Source organism: Nocardia sp. NPDC056541 (genome assembly GCF_042794235.1).
GTDB lineage: Bacteria > Actinomycetota > Actinomycetes > Mycobacteriales > Mycobacteriaceae > Nocardia.
The window spans coordinates 1-24,036 of the sequence record NZ_JBHTUD010000027.1; the positions used below are offsets into that span (position 1 = coordinate 1).

A 24,036-nucleotide genomic window follows, 5' to 3' on the forward strand; every position below is an offset into this window, starting at 1 on the left:
GCCCATTGTTTGGTTACCCGTGGGTTCCGCGGCCACCGGGCCACCGACCTCGGGCGGGGCATTCCCCTCACCTGGGCTACTTTTTTGGGGGGGGGGGGCGGAATTCTTCCCCGCCCCCCACTGGTCGCCGTTGCTCGAGCGCCCTCGAATCAGTGGCCTTTGCCGAATCTGCTACCCGCGTGCGGCGTTCGCGGTCGTGATGAACTCGATCTGCGCGGGTGAGGGTCCACAGAACTCGCTCTCGATCCGGTCGGACTCCTCGGCCTGCATCCGGTACATGCTCTCGCGCAGGCCTTCGTCGCCGCCGTGGAAGCCCTCCAAGAGCCTCATCCACCGAGCCGCCATTTCCTGCGCCTCGGGTGAGGTCGGGTCCGTGCCCGCCGCGATCGCCGCGTCGACCTGGGGGATCAGCACGGCCCAGTCCGCTTCGGCTTGCTGAATGCGCTGTTCACCGAGTTCCTCCCGGCGCAGCGCGAGCTGGGTCAACTGCTCTTCGGTGAAGTATTGCTTGATGGTGTCGTCGACCATGACGGTCCTCCTGATCAATTCCAGGAAGTGATCCGTGGATGCGTCCGACCGGCTTTGCACCGTGGCGGTCAGTGCCGCGACCAAGGCATGCAGATCCCGGGTCGCGGCCAGTTGCGCGGCCAGATAGTCGCGGTGAGCGGCCAGTACCTGCGTCATCGCCACGGAGCCCTCGAGCAGATCCGCGATCTGGTCGAGCCCCAGGCCCAGTTGCCGCAGGGCCAGCACTTGATACAGCCGCTCGACATCGCTCGCGGTGTAGAGCCGGTGACCGGTGCCGGACCGTTGCGCCGGGTGTACCAACCCGATCCGGTCGTAATGATGCAACGTCCGCACCGTCAGTCCGGCCTCGGCCGCGAGCTCACCGACTTTCCACACACGCTCGGTTCCGCGCTGGTCCATCCGCTTCATCCCACTTCCACCGGCGCCCTGTGCGCCGGTGTCGTCGACGGTAGAACCTGACCTTACGTCAGGTGCAAGCCCGAATACGCCCGCCGAATCCAGAGTTCAGCACGTCGCTAGACCCGATCCAGTGGCTTCCACGGCTGCGGCGGAAGTTCGGCAACGATGTTGTCGCCGGGGCGGACCTCGCCACCGGTGACGACCACGCCCATGATTCCGGCCTTGCGCACAAGGGTGCCTGCCGCGTCGTGGTGGACTAGCTGCTTCAACAGCCCGTCTTGGAACCTGTCGATCTGGACGCACGGGTTGCGTAGGCCGGTAATTTCCACGACCGCGGCGGAACCGATCCGCAGCAGCGCCCCCACCGGAAGTGCGAGTAGATCCAGGCCGCTGGTGGTGATGTTCTCGCCGAGATCGCCGGGGAATACAGCGAATCCGTGTTCGGCGACCTCGGTGAACAGCTCCTCGTGCATGAGGTGAACCTGCCGCAGGTTCGGCTGGGTCGGGTCCTGCGCGACCCGAGAGCGGTGTTTGACCGTTGTTCCGGCGTGGACATCGCCCTCCACACCGAGTCCTGTCAGGAGCCGAATGCTCGGTCTGGTCGGCTTGCTGAACGAGTACTCACCGTTGCTGTTCACCGCGATCACTGTGCCGCTCATCGTGTTTCGTGCCCCTCGTCGTTCGAAACGTCACGGCGAGCGTAACCCGGCACAGCGCTGCCTCTCCGGTGGTTCTCGACTCAGCGAGGGGTGGGGCATTGGCCTTCGTAGCGGCTCAAGCCGAGACCGTTGGCCTTCTTGCTGCGTCCCACGGGACCGTTCTTGGCGGAGCGGACCCAGGTGCCGTCGGTGTCGAGGACGGGCATGCGTTCGCTGAAGGCTCGGCTGTAGTGGATGGTGCCGTCGACGGTGAGGATGCCGTCACGCACGTCGATATGGGCGACGGTGGCCCAGAAGGAGCTCTTGCCGTTGCCGATGATGACGGTGATCTGGTCGGCATCCTTGTCGGGGAGGCCATCGGGGCCGGGACGGCCGTAGCGGACGCGCACGCGCGGGTTGCCGAATTTGTCGATGGCGCCCGCACCGTTGTCCACGGATTGGTAGACGTTGAGCAGCAGATCACCGTTCTCGGTGGGGCGGACGGTGACCTGTTCGGTGGCGGGGAGGTTGTCGGCCCCGGGGCCGCGGGTGTCGCCCTGGTGATGGATGAACGGCCACTGCGTGATGTCGCCCTGGTGGCCCTTCTCCCCGCTGAGGACCACGTAGTCGCCGGTGATCTCGTTGCGGCAGAAGAAGTACACGTCCAGGTCGCCCGTGCCGAACTCGGTAACACGACCGTTCGCGTCGTATTTCGCACCACGGCCGTCCCACTCGAGACCGACGGTCAGGACGTAGCCCGGATCACCCTTGCGCAGGTCGATCGTGGCGCGGCGATCCGGCGACTCCTTGGTCAGCACGACATCGACTTTGCGCAGATCGACCGAGGGCGCCGGGGGTGCAACACTCTGGGGTGCAGGCGCTTCGGCCACCTGCGAGGAGACGTCGGCCGGTTCTTCGTCGACGACGATGCCGTGATCGGTCGCGAACGCCGCCAGCCCCGCGCTGTATCCCTGACCGATCGCGTCGAGACGCCACCCACTCCCCCGCCGATACAGCGCGACGGCTTGCAACACCGTCTCCGAATCCAGCCCCGGCGGCACGAAACTCACCGATTGACTGGAACCGACGGCGCAGACCCGTAGCCCGGCGACCGCGCCGAACCGAATCCCCTGCGCCTCGGTGCTGCCGGTGATCACCACCCGATGGATCTCGGCGGGCACTGCCGAGAGATCGACCGCGACAACAGCATCGGATTCCAGCCGAACGCCCGACGCCGCCGGATTATTGAAGAACACGAAGTCGGCATCGGAACGCACCTTGCCGTCGGCGGTCAACAGCACCGCCGCGATGTCCACCGCCCCGGCCGGGCTGTCGAGATCCAGGCGCACCGTGTACCGCCCGTCGACGAGATCGGTCTTGGACCCTTTGGACACCTCGACCATCGTCTCCGCACTCCCACTCATGTTCCTGCCCCTCTACCGGTCGACTGAGTACCGACGCTACCCCCACCCTTCGCCTACCGACCATCACTCAGTCGCAGACGTGGAGTACGACCACTGCCGTCGTCGTTTCACCGCCTCGGTAAGAGAAATAGTTCGCGCGGGTATCGAGATCGTACGCACATTGTTAACCCGTTGTTTCGGTGTACCTACCGCGCGCTTGTGAGACGCTTGCCCAAGAGCGCATCAAAGATACTGCTACTCAACGTTTTTCGTGGTTGATCGGCCATATTCCGAAGCTCAGCTGCAGGTCTGGTAGTCGATCGGCCATCGCGTCAGGGGGATGATCATGGCTGAATCACTGGATTTTTGGCCGTCCGTTCTAGGACCACCAGTGCGTGCACAAGGAGCATTCCAGGGCACACCGACGGTTGGCGATCTCGAGGAAGAATTCGTTCTCCCGGTCCTGCGTTCGGGGCGGTGGGGACTCGATAGCACGGGTGGGCAACCGGTCCTGCCAGGAGTCGAGACAAGGGAGGTCGTCTGCGATGGCCTAGGGGTGGAGCAGGCGCGTTTAGCTGCGGAGTTCGAACATTTGCAGGGTGCGCCCTACGCCGTGCCGGTCAGCAATGGCACCCGCGCGATTGTCATCGCCTTGATGGCCGCGGCCGTCGCGGCAGATCCGCTCGGCAAGCGTTCATTTCAGCCGGGCGGAAAAGTGTTGGTGCCCAGCATGACATGGCAGGCAACGCTGGCAGCACCGATCGAACGCAGACTGGCGCCGGTGATGATTGATGTCGACCCTATGACCGGAGTGGTCGACCCATCGGCAATAGAGCACGCATTGGTTGCGGATGTGGATCGGGAGATCGTTGCGGTGGTGCTTCCGCATCTCTACTGCCGGATGGTCGATATGCCAGCGATCGCGTCGTTATGTGATCTCTACGGAGTGACATCGATCGAGGACTGTGCGCACGCCCACGGCGGAGTGATTCGCGGGTTCGCGGCGGGGTCGATCGCCGACTTCGGGACCTGGTCGTTCCAGTCGTCCAAGTCGATCAGCTCCGGCGAAGGCGGGATGGTGACGACCCGCCACGCCTGGCTCGTCGACCAGCTGGTTTCAATCACAAGCTGCGGCCGCAAAATTGGTGATTCAGTCCCATTCCAAGCAGGCAATGATCGTCTGAGCGCAGTACAGGCAGCCCTGCTACGTGCGCAGTTGCGTCGATTCTTTGACGAACAGTTTCCCGTCAAGCAGGACACACTGGTCGAATTGGAAGCCACAATGGCCGCTGTGGACGGCATGATGCCGATGCAGCTTCAGCCATTTGTGGATCACCAGGTTACCTATAAGGTGCTGGGCCGCGTTGCGCTCGCTGGGTTCGATGGTTTGACGTTGACGCAAATCATCGACGGCTATCGACACCTGCTGGACTGCGAAGTGACCAGGCTGTACGAACCTCTCGACCGGACCGACGTCTATCAGCCCCGATCCGACCCGGCCAACCGATGGTCGGAAACGTACTACGAGGCGCTGGATCCTGAGCATTCCGATCTCGCCAACGCACACACGCTGTACAACAGCACGATTGCATTCGAGCACGCGGTGCTGCTCGATCCGGACTTCCCAGATCATTTCGGTCGCGCCACCGACGTGCTACGCACGCGAGCCTCGCAGCTTGCCGCAATGCGTTGATTTTCTGGCCTGCGACCCTTTCGGCCGACGGGCCGAACGACCCCAAATTCTACAAAGGCCGCGCGGTCGATGCGGCCATCGAGGAGAATCTGTGATCAGCACAAACAGACAGGTCGTCATCGTGGGGGCGTCCTCGGCTGTCGCTCCCCGCCACATCGAAGCCTTTCATACACTGCCATCGACACAGGTTGTCGCCTTGGTCGAGGTGGATCCGAACAAGGCGGAACAACTCCGGAGTGCATATCCAGCGATTGCCGTATATTCGCGAGTCGCGGACATCGACCAGGACGGGATCGATTTGGCGGTGGTCTGCGTTCCGGACTTCGCACACGGTCCGGTCGTGCTCGAATGCCTCGATCGTGGATGGAATGTGTTGTGCGAGAAGCCACTTACCGATGATGTGTCGCTTGCCGAACAATTGTTCGCACATGCGGAAAGAGCCGGGCTGGTGTTGTCCGTCGGCTACCAGCGCCGACACATGCTCTCGAGCCTGGGCGCGCAGATTATCGATGGATTGATCGGAGAGTTGTACTGGGTGGACGCCTGGTGGTTGCGGCGCGAGGGGCATCCTGACTCACGACGGGAATTCACGCGCTCGGGCTCCGGTGTCCGCGGGGATCTCGTCCCCCATCTGCTGTCGCAGACACTGCAATTCCTCGATGCCGGCCAGCTTGTGGTGCAGGCCCGCGATTGGCACATCAGCCCTGGCTGGAGCAGTGAGGACGTAGCGCGCCTCACCATACGCGACGGCAAGGGCGTCGAACTGCAACTGAATGCCGCCTACGACAAACCGCACCTCGCCGAAGTCGATGATTGCGGGATTGCTGTATACGGCACCCTCGGTTCCGTCCATGTCCAACTGCCGACCAGCCAAGATGAGCTATGGGCACATCGTCATCCACCGACGCTCTATCCGCGCGACGGGTCATCCGTACGCAAACTCGAGCCGTTGCCCTCCACACAGCGATGCCACTTACTGCAGGCCGAGAGCGTGATGGACACGATCGAAGCCGCGCCGACCCCGGCCGCACAGCGGTCCGCGGAGATGGCACTGATCAGAACTGTGGCTGCGGCACAAGCTTCGGCCACGTGGCATGGAGTCGCTATACCCGTCGAGAGCTTCGAGACCGCGGCTGAGGCGCGTCGCTACGTATCATGACGGCCCAGCCGATGAACCGCGCGGTGTGGCGCGAACCTGTGGTGTTGGCGGCGTCGGGACTGTTCCTGCTCAACGGTCTCGGGTACGCCGCCTTGGCTTCACGGCTGCCAGAGCTCCAAGAGCGATACGGTCTGTCGGACTCGCAGATGGGCTTTGCTCGTGTCGGATTCGTCGTCGGACTCACCGCGACGATGTTCGTGGCCCCGCAAGTAGTGCGTCGCATCGGCGCGGCCCGCGTCGCGCCGATAGCCGCCGGGCTGTATCTGGCCGGAATCGGGCTGGCGGGTACGGGAATCGGGTTGTGGGCGACGATCGGTTGGCTGCTCGTCGCTGGAACGTTCAATGCCCTGCTGGATATCGGGCAGAATGTCCTCGCGGTGCGACTGGAGAAGGTCCGGATGGCCGCGGTCTCGGATACCCGCGAGAACAGCCTGCTCTCACCGATGGAAGGGCTTCAGGCTGTCGGCGGTACGCTCGGCGCCGGCTTCGGCTTGGTGACCGCGGGGCGAATCCCGCTGCTGCAAAGCTTCGTAACCCTCGCCGCAGTCGGATTCCTCGGTGCCGCGACCGTATTCGTCATCCTCCGCCGATTCCCGACGAGCACAGCGCCGGCGGACGAGGGGTCCACCGGGCAACGATACGAACCTGTACAGCGAAAAGAGCAAACGGCACCCCTGCTCGCGCGAATCCGGGCGGCGTATCCGTCAGATCTGCGCTGGCTGACCGCGATGAGTTTCTCCGCCCTACTCCTCGAGGGCATGCTCACCAATTGGCTGGCCATCCTCGCGGTGCATTCGGGTGCGTCCCTGACGTCGGCCACTCTCGCTCTGACGGTGTTCATCGGCTCGATCTGCGTCGGGCGAATGGCGTTCGGGCCGCTGAGCCGGTACCTGGATCGGGTGTGGTCGGCCCGCATCAGCGGACTGCTCGTCATCGTCGGGGTCGCCGGAATCGTGACTCATTCGCAGTCCGGAGCCGCAGCTTTGGCAGCGGCTTCGGTCGCCGCCGGTCTCGGCCTGGCCAACCTGCACCCGTTCTGCACCGGTTCGGTGGGCCACGGCGTCGCTCCCGGCGACGAAGAACACGCGCTCGGCAAACTGAACCGAGTCGCCTACATCGGGATCGCGCTCGAAGGTATGCTGATCGGCGCCTTGGCGGCCGTCGTCGGCCTCGCTGTCGCGATGGCGGCCATCGGACTCCTCGCGATACTTTTCGTCGTCAAGGCACCGCTGTTCACTACACAGGACACCGTTCTCACGAAGTAACCGGAAATACCGTTGGAGTTGTTCACAGGATCGACCGGCAGCGGTAGCGGGAGTGGCGAGTGTGTCGTTGACTGGCTGGATGGATGTCCGTGAACTGATCGACCGCAAGGCGGGTCGTCGGGTCTCGGTGGTGGTGCCCGCGCTGGATGACGAGGACACCGTCGCCGGGGTGGTCGCTTCGGTGACGCCGCTGCTCGGTGGGCTGGTCGACGAGTTGATCGTGCTCGATGCGGGGTCCGCTGATCGGACCGTCGCGCGGGCGCGCGCGGCCGGGGCCGAGGTCTTCACGCGGGAGGAGGCGTTGCCGGGGGTGGCGGTGCGGCCGGGCAAGGGCGAGGTGCTGTGGCGGTCGATGGCGGTGTGTACCGGTGACCTGATTGTTTTCCTGGACGCGGATCTCGTCGACCCCGATCCGATGTTCGCGCCCACCTTGCTCGCACCGTTGCTCGCCGACCCCCACATCGCGCTGGTGAAGGGCTTCTATCGCAGGCCGACGACCGATGACGCCGACGGCGGTGGCCGGGTCACACAGCTCGTGGCGCGTCCGCTGCTCACCGCGCTCGCACCCGCGCTGGCCGAGATCATCCAGCCACTCGGCGGCGAATGTGGCGCCACGCGTGCGTTTCTGGGGCAGATCTCCATCGCCGGCGGGTACGGCGCGGAGATCGGGATCCTGCTCGATTGCTGGCAGCGGCGCGGTGTGTCTGCCATCGCCCAGGTCGACCTCGGGATCCGCGTGCATCGTCATCGGCCGACGCACGAACTGGCGGTGATGAGCCGCCAGGTCGTGGCGACTCTGCTCGACCGACTCGGCATCCGGGATTCCGGGATCGGCCTGGTGCAGTTCCTGCCCGGGGAAACCGGGTGGCGGCGAACACCTTCCGAGGTCAGCCTGGCCGACCGGCCACCGATGTCGCGCCGCATCGCCGAGTGCCGCGACATCGCCTGACACACGAGAACGCCGGCCCCGCGAGGGACCGGCGTTCACGCCTCACACAGCGACGAGACCGAAGTCGAGCTTCACCAATTGGTCGGCGCAATCGAAGTACCGGTCGTCATGGGTGATCACGATGACCGTCTTACCGCGGCGCTTCAGATCGGTGAGGATCTCGTGGTAGAACACGTCGCGGAACCGCGGCTCCTGATCGGCGGCCCATTCGTCGAAGACATAGATCTGGCGGTCTTCGAGCAGGGCGGTGAGCAGGGCCAACCGCTTGCGCTGCCCCTGCGACAGGTCGACGGTCGACAACCGCCCGTCCTGCACCGTCACCTTGTGCGCGATCTGCAACTCGTCGAGATAACGCTGGACTTCGGCGTCGATACCGGGGCGATCGAAACCCAGGTAATCCTCGAACAGATGGAAATCGGTGAACACCGCCGACGAATTCTGCCGGTACCACTCGATGTTGTCGTGGTCGATCCTCTCCCCGTTGAGCGACAACGACCCCGAGCGTGGCACATACAGACCGGTGATGAGCTTGGCCAGCGTCGACTTCCCGCTGCCGTTGCCACCGACGATGAACGTGATCTGGCCAGGTTCGAAAACCAGGTCGATCGGGCCGAGACGGAAACCGGCGTCCTCGGACTCGTCGCGCCCGGGCGGCGGAGCCAGCGGGCGCACATCCACGCCACCGTGGTCGACCCAGTTCTTGCCGTTGACATCCACCTGACCGCCACCCGGATGCGCGCCGGGGTGAGCGGGATGCGGATGCGGCGGCCTGCCGTCGCCCTCGCGCGGCGGCATCCCCGGACGCGGTGGATGCCCACCCGGCCCGTGCGATCCCGGCGGCGGTGGCACCTGCGAGGGCGCCTCCGAACGATAGATGTAGCTGACGTTGGTCAGTTCCAGCTTGGCCTCCCCTGCCGCTGGACGCTCCGAATACGGCAGCGACTCCTCGTCGTGCAGCGTGGTCATCGACAGGTTCATCGCCCGGATCTTGGCCAGCGCCACATCACCACGCAGCAGATCGGGGATGCGGTGCATGAAGTTCTGCATCGGCATCGCCAGGAACGTGGTGACCAGCACGTAGCCGACCATCGTCTCGCGCGGCAGATCCAGTGCGGCCGCGATGACGAACAGGATCAGCGCCATCGTGCCCAGCTGCAACGCCTGGCCGAAGCCTTGGGCGTAGGAGAACTTCGAGCCCGCGTCGGTGTTCTGATCGCGCAGCGTGCCCGCCGAACCGAGCAGGTGCCGGTCCATGAAGTCACGGCGACGACCACGGTGCAGCTTCAGTTCCTTGATGCCGAGGGTGACGGCCTGGAACGATCGCAGCAACGCGTCCTCGTTCTCCCGAGCTTCCCGGTAGATACCGCGGACGCGCTTGAGAACCAGTTCGACACACGCGATGCCGACCAATGTGCCGCCGACCGTGACCGCGAAAATCGGTCCCGAAACCACGGCGAGGAACACGAAGCAGCCGACGATGGTCGCCACATCCACGCAGATCGAGGGAATGGCGGTGACGGCCTGCGACAGCGAACGCACGTCCTCGGTGAGCGTCGCCATCAGGCGGTGCATGCCGAGTCGTTCGAGGTGTTCCAGTGGGGCGGAGACGATTCCGGAGCTCAGGTCGCTGCGCAACCGGTAGATCGCGTCCTGGGAGAGCCGGATCAGCAGAACCTGCGACAGCACACCGCTGACGAGGATCACCAGACCCGTGCCACCGAAGCGCAGCAGCAGGTTGTCCGGCTGCGGGCGCGGCGAGACGACCGCGTTGATCAGCGTCACCAGGTAGGTGTTGGCGGCGCCGCAGATCAGGCCCGCGACGACGACGGCCGCGATCCTGGCCGGCGACAGCGCGGCGAGAAAACGGAGCAGATGCATAACCTTCGGCTCTCAGCTTCGGATGACATCGAACACGATGCCCTCGAGGGTGACACCGGGTGCGAACGAGAACGCCACACCGGTAGAGATCGGTGCCGCTGTCTGTGCATCGCGGATCATCCGCTCCAACACGAAGATCAGCGAGACACTGAGCATGTTGCCGTGCTCGGCGAGCACCGCCCAGCTCGGCGCCGCCAGCTCGGCGGGAATGCCGAGCGAATGCGCCGACTCCTCGATGATGCGGGGGCCACCGGGGTGGATCGCCCACAACTCGATATCGGACTTGCCGAGTCCGTTGCGCGCCAGCACTTCCGACACCACCGGGTCGACTCCGCGGTAGATGTAGTCGGGCAGGCTGGTCGCCAGTTCGCAGGTGATGCCCGCGTCCTTCACGCCGAGCACGATGCCGTCCTCGGCGTCGTCGAACAGGTGGCTGAAGCTGTCGCGGATCACGACGCTGCCTGCCGCGAGCGGCTTGTGCACCTGGTTGGCGCCGATCACCACCGCCCCGCAGCCGTCACCGAACAGGCTGTGGGTGATCACATCGTTGACGTCATCGTCGAAAACGGCGTTGACCGAACTCAATTCGATGCACAGCACCATCGCCTTCTTGTCCGGATGGGCCCGGACATAGTCGACGGCGGCGCGGATGCCGTTCATGGCCGCGGCGCAACCCATGAAATTGATGACCATCCGGCCGACCTTCGGCGACAGACCCAGCTGCTTGACCACCGCGACGTCGACGCCGGGAGCGATGAAGCCGGTGCTGGTCACGAAGATCAACTGGCCGATATCCTCGGCCGGGTCCTCCAGCCCCGCGACGGCGCGCTGGGCGACGTCGACGGCGAGCGGCACAGCGTGTTCGAAGAACAGGTTCATCCGCTCCCGGATGGTGCCGGGCTTGCGGCTGAACTCGAGGAACTCGGGGTCGAGTGGGTCGATGGCGAGGTGGCGGGTGTCGATCCTGGTCTTGGCGTAGATCCGCGGAATGCGCTGGCGCTGAGCGGGATCGGAGAACAGTTCGGCGACCCGGCCCGCGTTCACGGACTGCTCGACGACCAGCGAGGGCGAACCGGTGGCGACCGCTTCGATCACGCCGACGGTCGTCGGCGGCGTGGGTGGTAGCAGGTCGTGCCCGCGCTCGACGTCGGGCGTGCGGAGCAGGTCAAAGGAAACAGACACGGGCACAAATCCTTTCGAGACAGATCAGAGGTGGCAACGGGCCGGGTCAGACGGTTCCGATGCCGGAGAAGCCCTGCGCGGTGTAGACGACACAGGTCTTCAGCGCTGATGGTGCGCAGTGTTCGCGCACGAAACCCCACCGGTTCTCCTCGGCCTCACGGGAGGGCGCGAGCAGATAGGTCCGGCACAGCTTGGGGAAACGATCTCCGAAGAAGCTCTTGGCGGGCAGCCACTCCACGCCGAACTTCGCGGCCTCCTCACGCACCACGTTCTCCGACGCGATGTTGGCGAAACCACTGCGCTGGAACGGAAGTACGTGATGAGCACGGTGCGAGCTCAAGCCCGCCGAGAGGAAGCAGTCGACGTACTTGTTACCGACCACGGTCAGGTCGTAGGCCTGCTCGAGCTGGTTCACCGCCCAGTCCTCGGTCTCGGTGTGCAGTTCCTCGGTCGGGATCTCGAAGTCGTGGCTGGCCACCACCATGAAGGTGCTGATCCACAGCGTGATCACGAACTGCAGGCCCCAGGCGAGCAGGTCGCCCGCGATGGCGAAGGCCACGAACTCGGCCACCAGCAGGAACCGCATCCCGAACGAGCCGATGAAGTGCGGCAGCGCGCCACGCCAGCTGCCGTACATGTCCTTGATGCCCACCTTGCGGGTGAGCCGGCAGACATCGAGGAGGCGAATGATCATGCCCGTCAGCAGATGTCCGAACTTGTGCACGGTGTGCACCGGCACCCGGTACAGGCGCGGGATCTGCATCATCATCGTGAAGACGTTCTTCTTGATGTCGACTTCACTCTGGGTGTGCGGGTGGTGCAGTAGCGCGTGCCCGTCGGCGGTGACGAAAGACAGTGCGACATAGTTCATGTCGAAGGCGTTGACCGCGTACTTGTTCAAGCCCTTCTGCGCGCGGTGGATCGCGTAGTGACCGAACCCGGCCAGTGAGCTGCGCAGCAGCACCATCGCGATCACGAAGGCGGGCAACGGCATCCAGCTCGTGTCGTAGAGGCGCAGCGCCTGCACGGCGATGTAGGCGAAGATCAGCACGCCGACGACGATGTTGAACGCGCGGTCCATTCGCTGCAGCCGGGCCGCCAGCTCGGGTTCCTTGAGCCGGGCCTTCACCTGGTGCAGCAGATCGGACTTGTTGTCGAACTTGTACTTCGGAGTGTCGTCCCAGCTGTTGAAGCCGTCCTTGAACAGGAAGTCGGGGGCGTTGTTCTTCGGATGGATGTCCTCGGGCGTGGCATCGCGACCGAGACTGTAACGCTCGATCATCCGCGCGATTTTTTCCGGATCACGGTGGTAGGAACCGATGATCGAGGTGATATCGCGATTTTTCGTGCGGCCGATGAAGAATTCACCGCCTGGATGCTTGGAGATCCAGTCACTCAGGTCGTAGGCTCTGCCGTTATAAACCCATACGTTGTTGACGGGAGGCCGACCCCCCGGGCCGGGCGGTGGCGGGAGCTCGCGCTCCGCTTCATCAGGTCGATCATCGATCGTCATTAGTTCTTCCTCCGTGTCCGATCGGCGTCCGATGCGTGTTGCCTGCCGACCAGCGTCCCGACACGTATAGTCCTTGTGGCGCCTTGCATCTCGCTGAACATTCTCTTATTGGATGCGTACTCGTGCGTTCGTGATTCGTTTACCGCAGGCGACACCCAGACGACACACCGGCCCGGGGCTGCGGAGGGCACTGCGTGCCAGGCTCCGCTGACCCCGGACCGGTGTGGGTTGATCCGGTATTACCGGCGAATATCAGCCGGCGGGCTTGATGATGTTGACGGGCTTGGCCCAGTTCGACAGGCCGACGGTGACCTCGCCCTGATCCTTCTTCACTACGGCGCGAACAAGATTCGGGCCGTCGCCGGTGGACGCGGCGTCCGAGGGCTTGGTCGAATCGGAGGCGGGCGGGGCGGTGTCCTGGATCCACACGGTGATCGGCATGGTGCCCGCGTTCTGACCGATGCGCGGCACGATCGGGTCGATCACAGCGGCGTCGATGGTGCCGGAGACCTTGACGGTGTTGATGCCGTCGATCACCTCACGGCCCTCGGTCTTCGCGTTCTGGATATTGGCGATCACATTCGCGATGCCCTTGTCCTTGTCCAGGATGACGCCCGGATCGTAGACCTTCTCCGCCGGGCCCGACGGCACGTAGCGGCCACCGGCCTGGGTGTACAGGACCTTGTCCACCACAAGGAACTTCGCCTCGGTGAACGAGGCTTCGGGGGTGAGCTTGACCTTCGCGTCACCCATCGCCGCGCCCGAGCCCTGGGTCTCGTTGGTGACATCGGCCGACACGGTTTCCACCGGCAGGTCGGGCAGGTTCTTGACGTTGATCTTCAGGTGCACGTTGTGCAGGGTCTGCGTGGTCTTCGCCGACTCCTTCACGATCTGTGCGCCCTCGGGCAGCTGGCCGGTGGGCGCCGGGCCCGCCGTGGTGGCCGAATCGTCTTTGGTGCAGCCGGATACGAGGGCCGCGCAGACCGCCGCCGCCGCGACGACCGAAGTGATGCCGGAACGTCGCGCGAAGCGCCGACGCGAGGTGGGGTTCGGTGTCATGTGGATCAAGTTTCATCCCCTGGAGATGGTCGCATATCGGTATAGGGCAGCCGAAGACCATCGTTCATCTCGTGCTCCCCCGTCGGCGATAGTACCTGAGGAATTCAGTTTGCGAGTTGTGTCTTCGCGCTATCGATTTCGGATATCTGAGTCCCGGTGTGATCCGCCATCACCCCAGGTCAGCCGACCGGTGGAATCGCCGCCGATGATCTTCGCCGGGCCGCCGCCGCTCGTCGTCCGACATCGCCAGCAGCTCGGAGAGCTTCGCGGCCTCGGCGTCGTCGACCGGGGTGAAGATCTGGATCCACTCGCCGTCGGTGGCGGGCAGACTCATGATCGTCAGATGCATCGCGAGGTCACCCACGGCGAGATGCTGGATCACCTTGACCAGGTTCACCGGCACCGCCACGTCGTTGCGAGCCCACATTCTGGCGAACTCGGCGCTGGAAGTACACAGCTCGTCGATCAACTCCTGCCAGGCCGGATCGTCGAGGTGACGGACCGACGCACCGCGCAGGTAGGCAACCATGCGACGCAGATCATCGATGTTGTGCCGATAGGGATTGCAGCACTCCGGTGTCAGGAACACCGTGCGCAGCACATTGGCGTCCGGGCGGGCGAGGCCGGGAAACAACACGCGATAAGCGTCATTGTGCGCCAGGACGTCGTATCGGGAATCGAGAAGCACCGCGGGCAAGGGTGCGAGCTGGTCCAGGATCATCGGCAGACCGGGCGGCATCGCCGACTCCACCGCCGCAGCGGGCACCGACGGCACATCCGCGAGGCGATAGAGATGCACTTTCTCGGCGTGATCCAGGCCGAGGGTGCGCGCCACCGCGTCGAGCACCTGAACACTGGCGTTGATCGGTCTGCCCTGCTCGAGCCACGTGTACCAGGTGACGCCGATTCCCGACAGCTGCGCGACTTCTTCGCGCCGCAGACCCGGCGTTCGCCGCCGCGGGCCCGGTGGCAGACCCACATCCGCGGGGGTGATCTTGGCGCGACGGGACTTCAGGAACGCACCGAGCTGGGCTCGACGCTCGGTGCTCACCGAGCGCAGGTCGACCGCTTCACTCATCCCATCATCGTGGTCCATGCCGATCCTGGTATCCAGGTGGTGCTGGTACCCGGATCCGCTTGCGCTGCGTCGAATTCAGTGCGTGCGCAAATGCCGGTCCCGGCCGGTTCGAGCGCCGGATCACCGCTGCGCGATCAGTAGATTGTGGTCAACTCGACGCGCTCAGGAGGTTCCGCTGTGGCGGTACACACGCTCGCCCTCGCCGTGGCCACGGCCGACGGCAAGGCCGATTCCTTCCTCGCCTATCCCGACGACAACGCGCCCCACCCCGCGGTGCTGGTGTTCTCCGACGCGTTCGGGCTGCGGCCGGTGGTGCGCCGTGACGCCGAACGCCTCGCCGCCCACGGCTTCACGGTGCTCGTTCCGAATCTGTTCTACCGCCACGGTTGCGCACCGGTGGTCGACCTTCCCGATGTCATCGGGGCCGACCGTCGCGGTGAGATCTTCGGTGTCCTGCGCCCGCTGCTGACCGCGTTGACACCCGAGCTCGTCGTCGCCGACGCCGCCGCGTATCTGTCGTGGCTGGCGGATTCCCCGCTGACCACGGGCAATCCGGTGGGCCTGTCCGGCTATTGCATGGGCGTGCGCCACGCACTACACACCGCCGCCGCCTACCCCGACCGAGTGGCCGCGGTGGCCGGCTTTCACGGCGGCCGGCTGGCCACCGAAGACTCCACCAGCCCGCACGCCGTAGTCGACCGAATCACCGCCGAGGTGTATCTCGCGCACGCCGACGCCGACCCCGGCCTCCCGCCGGAACAGATCGAACAGCTCGACGCCGCCTTCAGCGCCGCAGGCACCACCTTCCGCACCGAGGTGTATCCCGGTGCCGACCACGGCTTCACCCAATCCGACACCGATGTCTATGACGCCGGGGCCGATGCCCGGCACTGGACCGAACTGACCGGCTTGTTCACCCGCGTTCTGCGCTGAACCTGCTCGGTAGAGCAGCCTCCGGGTTCGGCGACAACGGTGGCCAGCGGGCCCACGAACAGCCACCGGCTGTGATCAGCAATCCGGGCTCGTCGCTCGCGCAGCGACCATGTCGGTGAAGGCGGTGGCGACGAGGGCAACGGAGTGATCGGTGTCCGCGCTCAGTGCCCGCAGGGTCGCCAGCGCGCGGGTGCCGGGCAGTTCCACCAGCGCTTGGACGAGCCGGATGCGGATGCCGGCGTCGTCTTCGTGTGCGGTCAGCGCGGCGGTCAGCGCGCCCAGTATTCGATCCGCGGATTCCGGGTCCTGCGACAGCGCGCCGAGCACTTCGCCGGCGTCGACATCGTTGGTGCCCGCGATCACCATGGCCACCAGGATCGGTTCGGCCGCTCTGATCCCGCGACTGCCGGCGGCCAGGGCGGCGGGGGCACGGACGGTCGGGTTCGGGTCGTCGAGTGCGGCGGTGAGCAGCGCGGTCGCGGCGTCGCCCGGGATTTCCGCCACGGCCAGCACCGCCCGGCGCCGGACCTCGGCATCGGCGGCGGCCAGCCCGGGCGCGAGCCCGACCAGTCCGTCCTCGCCTGCCCGCGACAGCGCCCAGCGCAGGGCGCCTGCCATGTTGGGTTCGGCCTCGGTGAGCACGGCCGCGGCCAGCATCTCGGTCGGCACCGGCACGTTGTCGGCCGGGTTCAGCACTGCCTGCAGGCGGCGGTGGGGGTCGGTCGAGCCGAGTGTGCGCATGAGTTCGACGATGCGTAGCGCGTCGTGCCAGTCACCGGGCTCGGCGTTTTCGACAGCGCGCAGACGTTCGAGTAGTTCGCGCTCGCGCGCCAGCCGTTCCTCGGTGCGTGCGATCAGCTCGCTCACCAAGGTCTGCGGCGTGAACGATCGGTCTGCGAGTACGCGAGCGATCTCGCGCAGCGACAGCCCGAGGGAGCGCAGGCTCTCCACGTGGAAGATGCCGCGGATGTCGGCGTCGGAGTACTGGCGGTAGCCGCCGACGGTGCGCCCGGTGGGCCGCACCAGTCCGAGCGAGTCGTAGTGGCGCAGCATTCGGGTGCTGACTCCCGAACGCCGCGCCACCTCGCCGATCAGCACGGTGCGCCGTCGAGCGCCGCGACTCTTTTCGCCGCGTCGATGTCGGGATCGAAGGCCGCGTCCGGGTCGCGCAGCAGCCGCTCGGTGGCCTGTGCGTGACCTCGCACGTGCGGGTCGGTACTGCCGGCCGCCCGGTGGAGCACCGTGGTGATCACCTCACCCAGGGTGGCCAGCGCCCGGCTCAGGCTGCGCCGAACATCTCGATCACCGCGTCCGAATTGGGTGGCCAGTTCGGTGGCCAGCGCCGCGCGCTCGGCATCGGGCACGAGAACGACCGCGGCTCGCCACGCGCTGCGGGCCACGTCGTCGTCGGGATCGCGCAGCAGCGCGGGGGTGATCGCCGGCCAGACTGCCGGATCGCCGATCTTGGACAGGGTGTGCAGCGCTTGGCTGCGGGCCAGGGCACCCCCGGATTCCAGCTCGGCGCGCAGCCGCGGCACGGTCAGCTCGCCGGGGAGCCTGGTCAGTGCCCAGGTGAGCATGTCGCGGACGAAGAAGTCCGGCTCCACGGCGCAGCGGTCGATCAGGACTCCGAGCAGCGCCGGGCGTGGCTGTGTGCCCGCGGCCAGGGCGGCCCGCAGCCTGATCGATGCAGTCTCCGCGCTCAGTGCGGCAAGCAGCCGCGGGTCTACCGAGTGTGCTGGTATCGAGTTCATGGGAACCACCTCCTGCCTCCAGTGAAGACGTTGTCACTGTGTCAAGGTCAAGCGCTCGATCGTGTCATGATGCTCAGCCGTGTCGCGGGGCCCCGATCCGTTGGATTCGCCGCCGAACGTGCCTCGGTGGACGAATTGATCCTCGGCACCCTCGCTCAGGTGTGGCTGTGCGACGAAAGTGCTGTGCCGACAAGGGTTTCCAGTGCCGCGCGGGCGTTGGCGACGGCGATGCGGGCGGCGATGACGGGCGAGAGCAGTGCGCGGGGTTTGTCGACGAGTCCCATCACCCGGTACAGGGTTGTCGCGACCGCGGTGTCACGCTCGGCGGCGATCAGCACCGGCTCGAGCGCCGCCACGGCGGCTCGGACCGGCAACGAGACACCGGCACTGACGTGTGGCATGGCGCCGTCGGCGATCACGGTGAGTTGCCAGGCATTGTCGATTTCCGGCGTGACCGCCGTGTAGAACCTGGTGGCAAGATTCTTTCCACCCCGCGCGAGGCACTCACGCAGCACGGCCATCTGGATCGCGGCGACAGTCATGCCCTGCCCGTAGACGGGGCTGAAGCTGCACAGACTGTCACCGACCGCGAGTAGTCCCTCGGGAAAGCGATCGAGCCGCTCGTAGCGTCGGCGCAGGTTGGCCTTGTAGCGGAAGGTCGAGATATCGCCGATGATTTCACCGTTCTTGATGGCATCGAGCACGTCGGGCGGGGCGATGGCTGCGGCGAAGTCGAGGAATCCTTCCTGGTCCCTGGGCGGCTCCTCGCCGTCGTGGCCGATCAGCGTCAGGATGTGCCGGTTGCCCTCGACGGCGAACAGGGCGAGGGCACGCGGGGGTAGATCGCGTACGCCGATCGTGACCAGCTTGTCGTGAGGCAATGCGTTCGGCGGCAGCTGGATGAAGGCGCTGCGGTAGATGATGTCGATCGCGGTGCCTTCTTCGGCTGGGCGGTCGTAGCCGAGCTTGTCGAGCCATGAGGGGACGACGCCGGCTCGACCCATCGATGCCACGACCAGGTCCGCGTCGATGGTTTCACGCGCCCCGTCCGAACGGTCCACGATCGCGACCCCGGATATCCGCGTTCCATCGGCGCTGACAACGAGCGACCCGGCATCACACCTGTCGCGAATGGTGACGTTGGGCAGCGCCGCGACCCGCGTGCGAAGGTGCTGCTCGAGGTGTGGGCGACTTGCCTGAAAGGCCCTGTGTCCGGTCGATACTCGTTTGAGGGTCCGACCGGCCATGGTGAAGCGGACTTCGCGGAGCGCGTCGCATTCGACCACACCGCTTGTTCGCATGTCCTGCCCGAACCCTGGGAACAATTCCTCGAGGATGTCCTTGCCCCGCGGCAGCAGCCCGTGCACGTGGCGCCCCTGCGGGACACCTTTTCGCGCCTCGGAGTCCGGGAGCAGGGCATCCCGCTCGATCACCGTCACGGTCGAGTAGGCCTCACTGAGCACCCGAGCGGCCAGTAGCCCGCCGATGCCCGCGCCCAACACGACCGCGTGATCGCCGATTCTCCGCATGCCAAACCTCCGAACGTCGTTGTTCCGAGTCCTGTTCATGGATCGAGTCAGGGATCCACGACTGAGACTGAATGCCAATATAGTCTCAGTGCTGACGTGGCCACAACCGGGCGTGCCATCCCGGATCGGGAACAGGAAGAATGACCGGCATGACCAACGCGACGCAGTCGTCCTCCTTGCTTGTGGACACAGCCTTGGCGATGATGGCCGAGACCGGCCTGGATGATCTGACGCTGACCGCGGTCGCTCGCCGGGCGGGCGTCTCACGCGCGACCGCCTACCGTGAGTTCGGAGACAAGAACGGTCTCATCGCGGCCGTCAGCAAAATCGAAGTAGCCCGCATGATGAGCGCCGCCTACCTGGAGATAGACATCTTCACGCCGGTACGGCAGCTGGCGAAAGAGGCCGTGGTCTTTGCGATCCCCTACCTGCGCCGACACCCGGTGATCTCCCGACTGCGCGACCAGGAACCAGGATGGCTGCTCAATGTCGCGATCGAGCACGAGGGGTCGAAGCTCAACCTGATCGAAACCGTCGGCGCCTTCGTCGCACCACTGCTGGCGGCCCGCGACGACAGCGCAGCACTGGTGGTCACACCGGCACAGGCGGCGGAGATCGCCGTCCGCACCGTGCTCTCGCATGTGCTGATCCAGCGCAGCAGCCTCACCGACGAGCAGGTCGGCGACACGGTAGCCCGCGCTATCAGCCGCTAGCAGATCCGAGGACTGCAACGGATCATGCTATCCGTATCAGTGATCGCCGGATCCGTGTACGTCGTCGGCCATGCCGATTCCGGTCTCAACATGGTGCTGGTACCGGACAGCGACAGGACCCGTCCTCGGTGAGATTCACCCGTTACGGAGGATACGGACCCATCGACGGCAGCTCTACCGTCGAAACCATGACCACCACCTCACAGGTCGTCATCAGTGAGCGGGCCGCCGACGACATCGGCTCGCTCGGCGCCGACTTCTCTCCCACGCGTCCCGACTCATGTCCGAACTGCTGTTGGCAGAACTGAAATCGAAGGGATAACCATGTCGCGCAGGCGCACTCACGTTCCTCAGGTCTCCCCGGCATACACCGGGCGGCTGTCGATGGCGCCGGTACCCGCGCTGCGGATGCCCGAGGAATCGATGGATCCTGACGTCGCCTATCGATTCATCCACGACGAACTGATGCTCGACGGGAGCAGCAGGCTGAATCTGGCCACCTTCGTCTCGACGTGGATGGATCCACAGGCCGAGAAGCTGATGGCGGAGACGTTCGACAAGAACATGATCGACAAGGATGAATACCCCGCGACCGCGGCGATCGAGCAACGGTGTGTGTGCATGGTCGCCGACCTGTTCCATGCGGAGGGCCTGCGCGACGACGACCCGTCCAGTGCCACCGGGGTATCGACGATCGGATCCAGCGAGGCGGTGATGCTGGCCGGGCTGGCGATGAAGTGGCTGTGGCGCGAGAAGGTCGGCGACGGGTGGAAAGGCCGCACACCGAACATGGTGATGGGGTCCAACGTGCAGGTGGTGTGGGAGAAGTTCTGCCGCTATTTCGACGTCGAGCCGCGGTATCTGCCGATGGAGAAGGGCCGCTACGTCATTACACCCGAGCAGGTGCTGGCCAACGTCGACGAGGACACCATCGGCGTGGTGGCCATCTTGGGCACGACATTCACCGGCGAACTCGAACCGATCAGCGACATCTGCGCGGCGCTCGACAAGCTCGCTGCCGACACAGGACTGGACATCCCCGTGCACGTCGACGCGGCCAGCGGCGGCTTCGTGGTGCCCTTCCTACATCCCGATCTGGTGTGGGATTTCCGGCTGCCGCGCGTGGTGTCGATCAACGTCAGTGGCCACAAATACGGGCTGACGTATCCCGGCATCGGGTTCGTGGTGTGGCGCGGCCCCGAGTACCTGCCCGACGACCTGATTTTCCGGGTCAACTACCTGGGCGGCGACATGCCCACTTTCACCCTGAACTTCTCCCGACCCGGCAATCAGGTCATCGGCCAGTACTACAACTTCCTCAGGCTCGGCCGATTCGGCTACAGCCTGGTCATGCAATCCCTCTCGCAAACCGCGCGCTGGCTCGGCGACCAGCTGCGCGCGAGCGGACACTTCGAGGTGATCACCGACGGCTCGGCGATCCCGGTGATCAGCTTCCGGCTGTCGGGCGACCCTGAATACACCGAGTTCGACGTCTCGCACGCGCTGCGCTCCTACGGCTGGCAGGTGCCCGCGTACACCATGCCGGACAACGCCACCGATATCGCGGTGCTGCGCGTCGTGGTGCGGGAGGGGTTCTCGGCGGACATGGCCAGGGCGTTGAGCGAGGACATCACCGCCGCGCTCGGGCACCTCGACACGCTCAAACCCAATGGATACTTCGACCGGCTGAAGCCGTTCGCCCACTAACCCGTCCGCGAATCACCCCGGTGCGCTCACGTCGCGTGGAGATACACCGGAACACTGGCGTGCCCGTTGGAGATGAAACTCGGCACCGGCGTCAGTTCGGTCCGGGTCGTGGCCAGGCTCATCCGAGGGAACCGATCGAACAGTGCAGGCAACGCAACAGCCGCTTCGAGACGGGCCAGTGACGCGCCGATGCAGTGGTGTGCGCCGTGGCCGAAGGCGAGGTGCTGATCGCGGGTGGCACGGGTGGGATCGAACTCGGCGGTGCTGGCGCCGTGCACTTTCGGGTCGCGGCCTGCGCCTGCGTAGGAGGCCAAGATGGCCTCGCCCTTGCCGATTCGGTACTTCCCGGCGATGTCGATGTCCTCGACCGCGTATCGGAGGGGCAGGTGTGCCACCGGTGCCTGGAAGCGCAGCGTCTCCTCGACCACGTCTGCCCACGACACCTGCCCTGCGGCCACCGCGGCGCGCTGCTCAGGATGGGTGAGCAGGGCGACGATCGCTTGGTCGAGCAGATTGACCGTGGTCTCGTGACCGGCATTGATGATCAGCATCAGGGTGTCGGCGAGTTCCTTCTCCGACAGCGCGGAGTCGTCCTCGTCGCGCGTGGCGATCAGCGCGCTGGTGACGTCGTCACCAGGATGCGCACGACGGTAGGCGACGAGTTCGCCGACCAGTCCATACATTTCGAGGTAGTTGGCCTGCGCCTGCTCGGCGGTGAACGAGCCGTCGAAGAAGCCGTCCACGCACTTGTGCAGCGCAGGCCCCAGCCCTTCGGGCACACCGACCAGTTCGGTGATGACCCGGATCGGAACCGGATAGGCGAAGCCGCTTCGCAGATCGACCGGTGCGCCGGCCGGGGTGGCTGCCAGCGCGTCGAGCAGGTTCTCGGTGATCTCGGCGATCCGCGGACGCAGCGCGGTACTACGGCGATGACTGAAAGCTGGGGAGACCAGCCGGCGCAGCCTGCGGTGATCGGCGCCGTAGGCGGTGAACATGTTGTCGACCGCTACCCACGGCAGCAACGGCCACGCCTCGGTGATCTCGCCGTTGATGAACGACATCCAGTGCTGTCTGGGGTCCTTCGACACCCGAGGATCGGCGAGCAGACTCCGCAGCACTGCCTGATCGGTGACCGACCAGGCGGGCACGCCACCGGGCAGTTCGACCAGCGCCACCGGGCCACGTTGCTGAATGCGTGCCGACTCACCTTGGATGTCGGCACCGGTCGTATCCAGCACGATCGGTTCCATGAAATCTCCTCCACCAGGGTCTACGCCCGTAATCGACAGCGCCGCAGCCAGTTTCACCCGACCGATTACGAACTTACCCCTCGGCTGAGCGGTCCAGGGGACGAATAGAGGCACCAACGGCGGACGTTGATCGGTAGCCTCGTCATCGCGCGGGACCGCCTGAGGACGCGGCGGACCCAGAAGCCGTGAGCCGATACACGATGATGTGACGGCTGTTTCCCGTCGGGGCGATGATCCACCGGTAGCGTTGGCAAGTGGCCAACCATGAGGAGACGCGGCGATGCCGAAAATTGTACTGTTCGGGGCAACCGGCTACACCGGACGCCTGACGGCCGAAGCCCTCACCGCACGCGGCGCATCGCCCGTGCTGGCGGGACGCAACGGGGCGGCCCTCGAGAAGCTCGGCGCCGAACTCGGCGGCTGCCGGACCGCCGTCGCCGACGTCACCGACCCCGCGTCGGTCCGGGCCCTGCTCGGTCGCGGCGATGTTCTGGTGACAACGGTCGGGCCGTTCCTGCGCCATGGGGGCCCCGCACTGGCCGCGACGATCGCCGCGGGCGCGCATTACATCGACTCCACCGGCGAAGGGCCCTTCATCCGCACCGTGTTCGAGCACGACGAGCAGGCCCGTGCCGCCGGCGCGGGGCTGCTCACCGCGTTCGGGTTCGACTACGTACCGGGCAATCTCGCGGCCGGGCTCGCCTTGCGCGAGGCTCCCACCGCGGTGCGTGCCGAAGTCGGCTACTTCATGAAAAGTCCCGGCACCAGCGGTGGTACCCGCGCGTCCATGGCGGGGATGCTGTTCGAACCCGGCTTCGCGCTGCGCTCCGGACAGGTGGTCGCCGAACGCACCGGCGCGCGTCTGCGTTCCTTCGATGTCGCCGGAGAGAGCCGGACGGGGGCATCGATTCCCGCGTCGGAGCATTTCGCGCTGACTCGCTCGCACCCACACCTGCGAGAAGTCGATGTGTTCCTCGGCTTGCCGCCACTCGCGGCACAGACGCTGCGCGTCGGCTCACGACTGACCTCGGTCGTCGCACAGGTGCCTGCGCTGAAGCGCGGATTCGACGAGGCTTTGGCCCGAACGGTCAAGGGGTCGACCGGTGGCCCCGACGCCGAAGCTCGCCGCCGCACCCGCACCTGGGTGGTCGCCGAAGCTCAGGACGCGGCCGGCACGACGTTGGCCACCGTCACCCTGAAGGGCGGCGATCCCTACGATTTCACCGCGGCGATTCTGGCCTGGGCCGCCGACACCGCACTGGGCGGCGGCCTCCTCGGCTCCGGCGCGCTCGGCCCGGTCGACGCGTTCGGCCTGGACGCGCTGTACACCGCCGCCCGCGACGCAGGCTGGTCGCCGCACCCGGGCCCCTCCATCGAGCCGAAGGCACCCTGACACCGGCCGCCAC

General features: G+C 65.7%; 20 protein-coding genes. 8 read left to right on the forward strand and 12 right to left on the reverse strand.

Features of this window, described 5'->3' with window-relative positions; translation table 11 throughout:
- Window positions 1-171 precede the first annotated feature (171 nt).
- The 3 genes from ACFQ9R_RS31570 to ACFQ9R_RS31580 form a co-directional block, all read right to left on the reverse strand.
- Window positions 172-936, reverse strand: coding sequence for a MerR family transcriptional regulator (locus ACFQ9R_RS31570; RefSeq protein ID WP_378995923.1), 765 nt, complete (start codon window positions 934-936; stop codon window positions 172-174).
- Window positions 937-1,043: 107 nt separating this feature from the next.
- Window positions 1,044-1,586 (reverse strand): MOSC domain-containing protein, encoded by a 543-nt coding sequence (locus ACFQ9R_RS31575; RefSeq protein WP_378995925.1) that lies wholly within the window; start codon window positions 1,584-1,586, stop codon window positions 1,044-1,046.
- Window positions 1,587-1,666: 80 nt separating this feature from the next.
- Window positions 1,667-2,989: a TerD family protein gene (locus ACFQ9R_RS31580; protein WP_378995928.1), complete on the reverse strand. Its 1,323-nt coding sequence runs from the start codon at window positions 2,987-2,989 to the stop codon at window positions 1,667-1,669.
- Window positions 2,990-3,524: 535 nt separating this feature from the next.
- On the opposite strand from ACFQ9R_RS31580, the gene ACFQ9R_RS31585 reads away from it, so the two are divergent.
- The 4 genes from ACFQ9R_RS31585 to ACFQ9R_RS31600 all read left to right on the forward strand — a co-directional run bounded on the left by ACFQ9R_RS31585 (window position 3,525) and on the right by ACFQ9R_RS31600 (window position 8,034).
- Entirely contained in the window at window positions 3,525-4,661 is a 1,137-nt protein-coding gene (locus tag ACFQ9R_RS31585) for a DegT/DnrJ/EryC1/StrS family aminotransferase (protein ID WP_378995930.1), read from the forward strand.
- 91 nt (window positions 4,662-4,752) lie between these two features.
- Window positions 4,753-5,820, forward strand: a complete 1,068-nt coding sequence (locus ACFQ9R_RS31590; RefSeq protein ID WP_378995933.1) for a Gfo/Idh/MocA family protein — start codon at window positions 4,753-4,755, stop codon at window positions 5,818-5,820.
- Window positions 5,817-7,085 (forward strand): MFS transporter, encoded by a 1,269-nt coding sequence (locus ACFQ9R_RS31595; RefSeq protein WP_378995935.1) that lies wholly within the window; start codon window positions 5,817-5,819, stop codon window positions 7,083-7,085. The genes ACFQ9R_RS31590 and ACFQ9R_RS31595 overlap by 4 nt, the downstream gene beginning before the upstream one ends.
- 52 nt (window positions 7,086-7,137) lie before the next feature.
- Window positions 7,138-8,034, forward strand: coding sequence for a glucosyl-3-phosphoglycerate synthase (locus ACFQ9R_RS31600; protein WP_378995937.1), 897 nt, complete (start codon window positions 7,138-7,140; stop codon window positions 8,032-8,034).
- A 42-nt stretch (window positions 8,035-8,076) separates the two neighbouring features.
- Here the strand turns inward: ACFQ9R_RS31600 and ACFQ9R_RS31605 are convergent, their stop codons facing one another.
- The 5 genes from ACFQ9R_RS31605 to ACFQ9R_RS31625 all read right to left on the reverse strand — a co-directional run bounded on the left by ACFQ9R_RS31605 (window position 8,077) and on the right by ACFQ9R_RS31625 (window position 14,744).
- On the reverse strand, window positions 8,077-9,912 hold the full coding sequence (locus ACFQ9R_RS31605; protein WP_378995939.1) for an ATP-binding cassette domain-containing protein: 1,836 nt from the start codon (window positions 9,910-9,912) through the stop codon (window positions 8,077-8,079).
- 12 nt (window positions 9,913-9,924) lie between these two features.
- On the reverse strand, window positions 9,925-11,094 hold the full coding sequence (locus tag ACFQ9R_RS31610) for a type III polyketide synthase (protein WP_378995941.1): 1,170 nt from the start codon (window positions 11,092-11,094) through the stop codon (window positions 9,925-9,927).
- A 46-nt stretch (window positions 11,095-11,140) separates the two neighbouring features.
- Window positions 11,141-12,607 (reverse strand): fatty acid desaturase, encoded by a 1,467-nt coding sequence (locus tag ACFQ9R_RS31615; RefSeq protein ID WP_378995943.1) that lies wholly within the window; start codon window positions 12,605-12,607, stop codon window positions 11,141-11,143.
- 252 nt (window positions 12,608-12,859) lie between these two features.
- Window positions 12,860-13,666, reverse strand: coding sequence for an LppX_LprAFG lipoprotein (locus tag ACFQ9R_RS31620; RefSeq protein ID WP_378995946.1), 807 nt, complete (start codon window positions 13,664-13,666; stop codon window positions 12,860-12,862).
- Window positions 13,667-13,835: 169 nt separating this feature from the next.
- Complete coding sequence (locus tag ACFQ9R_RS31625; protein WP_378995948.1) at window positions 13,836-14,744, reverse strand: helix-turn-helix transcriptional regulator; 909 nt, start codon at window positions 14,742-14,744, stop codon at window positions 13,836-13,838.
- Between the two features lie 177 nt (window positions 14,745-14,921).
- Between ACFQ9R_RS31625 and ACFQ9R_RS31630 the strand changes: the two genes are divergently transcribed.
- Window positions 14,922-15,677, forward strand: a complete 756-nt coding sequence (locus ACFQ9R_RS31630) for a dienelactone hydrolase family protein (protein ID WP_378995950.1) — start codon at window positions 14,922-14,924, stop codon at window positions 15,675-15,677.
- A 75-nt stretch (window positions 15,678-15,752) separates the two neighbouring features.
- Here the strand turns inward: ACFQ9R_RS31630 and ACFQ9R_RS31635 are convergent, their stop codons facing one another.
- The 3 genes from ACFQ9R_RS31635 to ACFQ9R_RS31645 form a co-directional block, all read right to left on the reverse strand.
- Window positions 15,753-16,775, reverse strand: coding sequence for a MerR family transcriptional regulator (locus ACFQ9R_RS31635; protein WP_378995953.1), 1,023 nt, complete (start codon window positions 16,773-16,775; stop codon window positions 15,753-15,755).
- Window positions 16,769-17,431 (reverse strand): HEAT repeat domain-containing protein, encoded by a 663-nt coding sequence (locus ACFQ9R_RS31640; RefSeq protein ID WP_378995955.1) that lies wholly within the window; start codon window positions 17,429-17,431, stop codon window positions 16,769-16,771. The genes ACFQ9R_RS31635 and ACFQ9R_RS31640 overlap by 7 nt, the downstream gene beginning before the upstream one ends.
- 155 nt (window positions 17,432-17,586) lie before the next feature.
- On the reverse strand, window positions 17,587-18,960 hold the full coding sequence (locus tag ACFQ9R_RS31645; protein ID WP_378995957.1) for an FAD-dependent oxidoreductase: 1,374 nt from the start codon (window positions 18,958-18,960) through the stop codon (window positions 17,587-17,589).
- Between the two features lie 140 nt (window positions 18,961-19,100).
- Between ACFQ9R_RS31645 and ACFQ9R_RS31650 the strand changes: the two genes are divergently transcribed.
- Entirely contained in the window at window positions 19,101-19,673 is a 573-nt protein-coding gene (locus ACFQ9R_RS31650) for a TetR/AcrR family transcriptional regulator (protein WP_378995960.1), read from the forward strand.
- 324 nt (window positions 19,674-19,997) lie between these two features.
- Window positions 19,998-21,380, forward strand: coding sequence for a glutamate decarboxylase (locus tag ACFQ9R_RS31655; protein WP_378995962.1), 1,383 nt, complete (start codon window positions 19,998-20,000; stop codon window positions 21,378-21,380).
- A 26-nt stretch (window positions 21,381-21,406) separates the two neighbouring features.
- Here the strand turns inward: ACFQ9R_RS31655 and ACFQ9R_RS31660 are convergent, their stop codons facing one another.
- On the reverse strand, window positions 21,407-22,630 hold the full coding sequence (locus ACFQ9R_RS31660; protein WP_378995964.1) for a cytochrome P450: 1,224 nt from the start codon (window positions 22,628-22,630) through the stop codon (window positions 21,407-21,409).
- Between the two features lie 280 nt (window positions 22,631-22,910).
- Between ACFQ9R_RS31660 and ACFQ9R_RS31665 the strand changes: the two genes are divergently transcribed.
- Window positions 22,911-24,023, forward strand: a complete 1,113-nt coding sequence (locus tag ACFQ9R_RS31665; protein WP_378995966.1) for a saccharopine dehydrogenase family protein — start codon at window positions 22,911-22,913, stop codon at window positions 24,021-24,023.
- Window positions 24,024-24,036 lie beyond the last annotated feature (13 nt).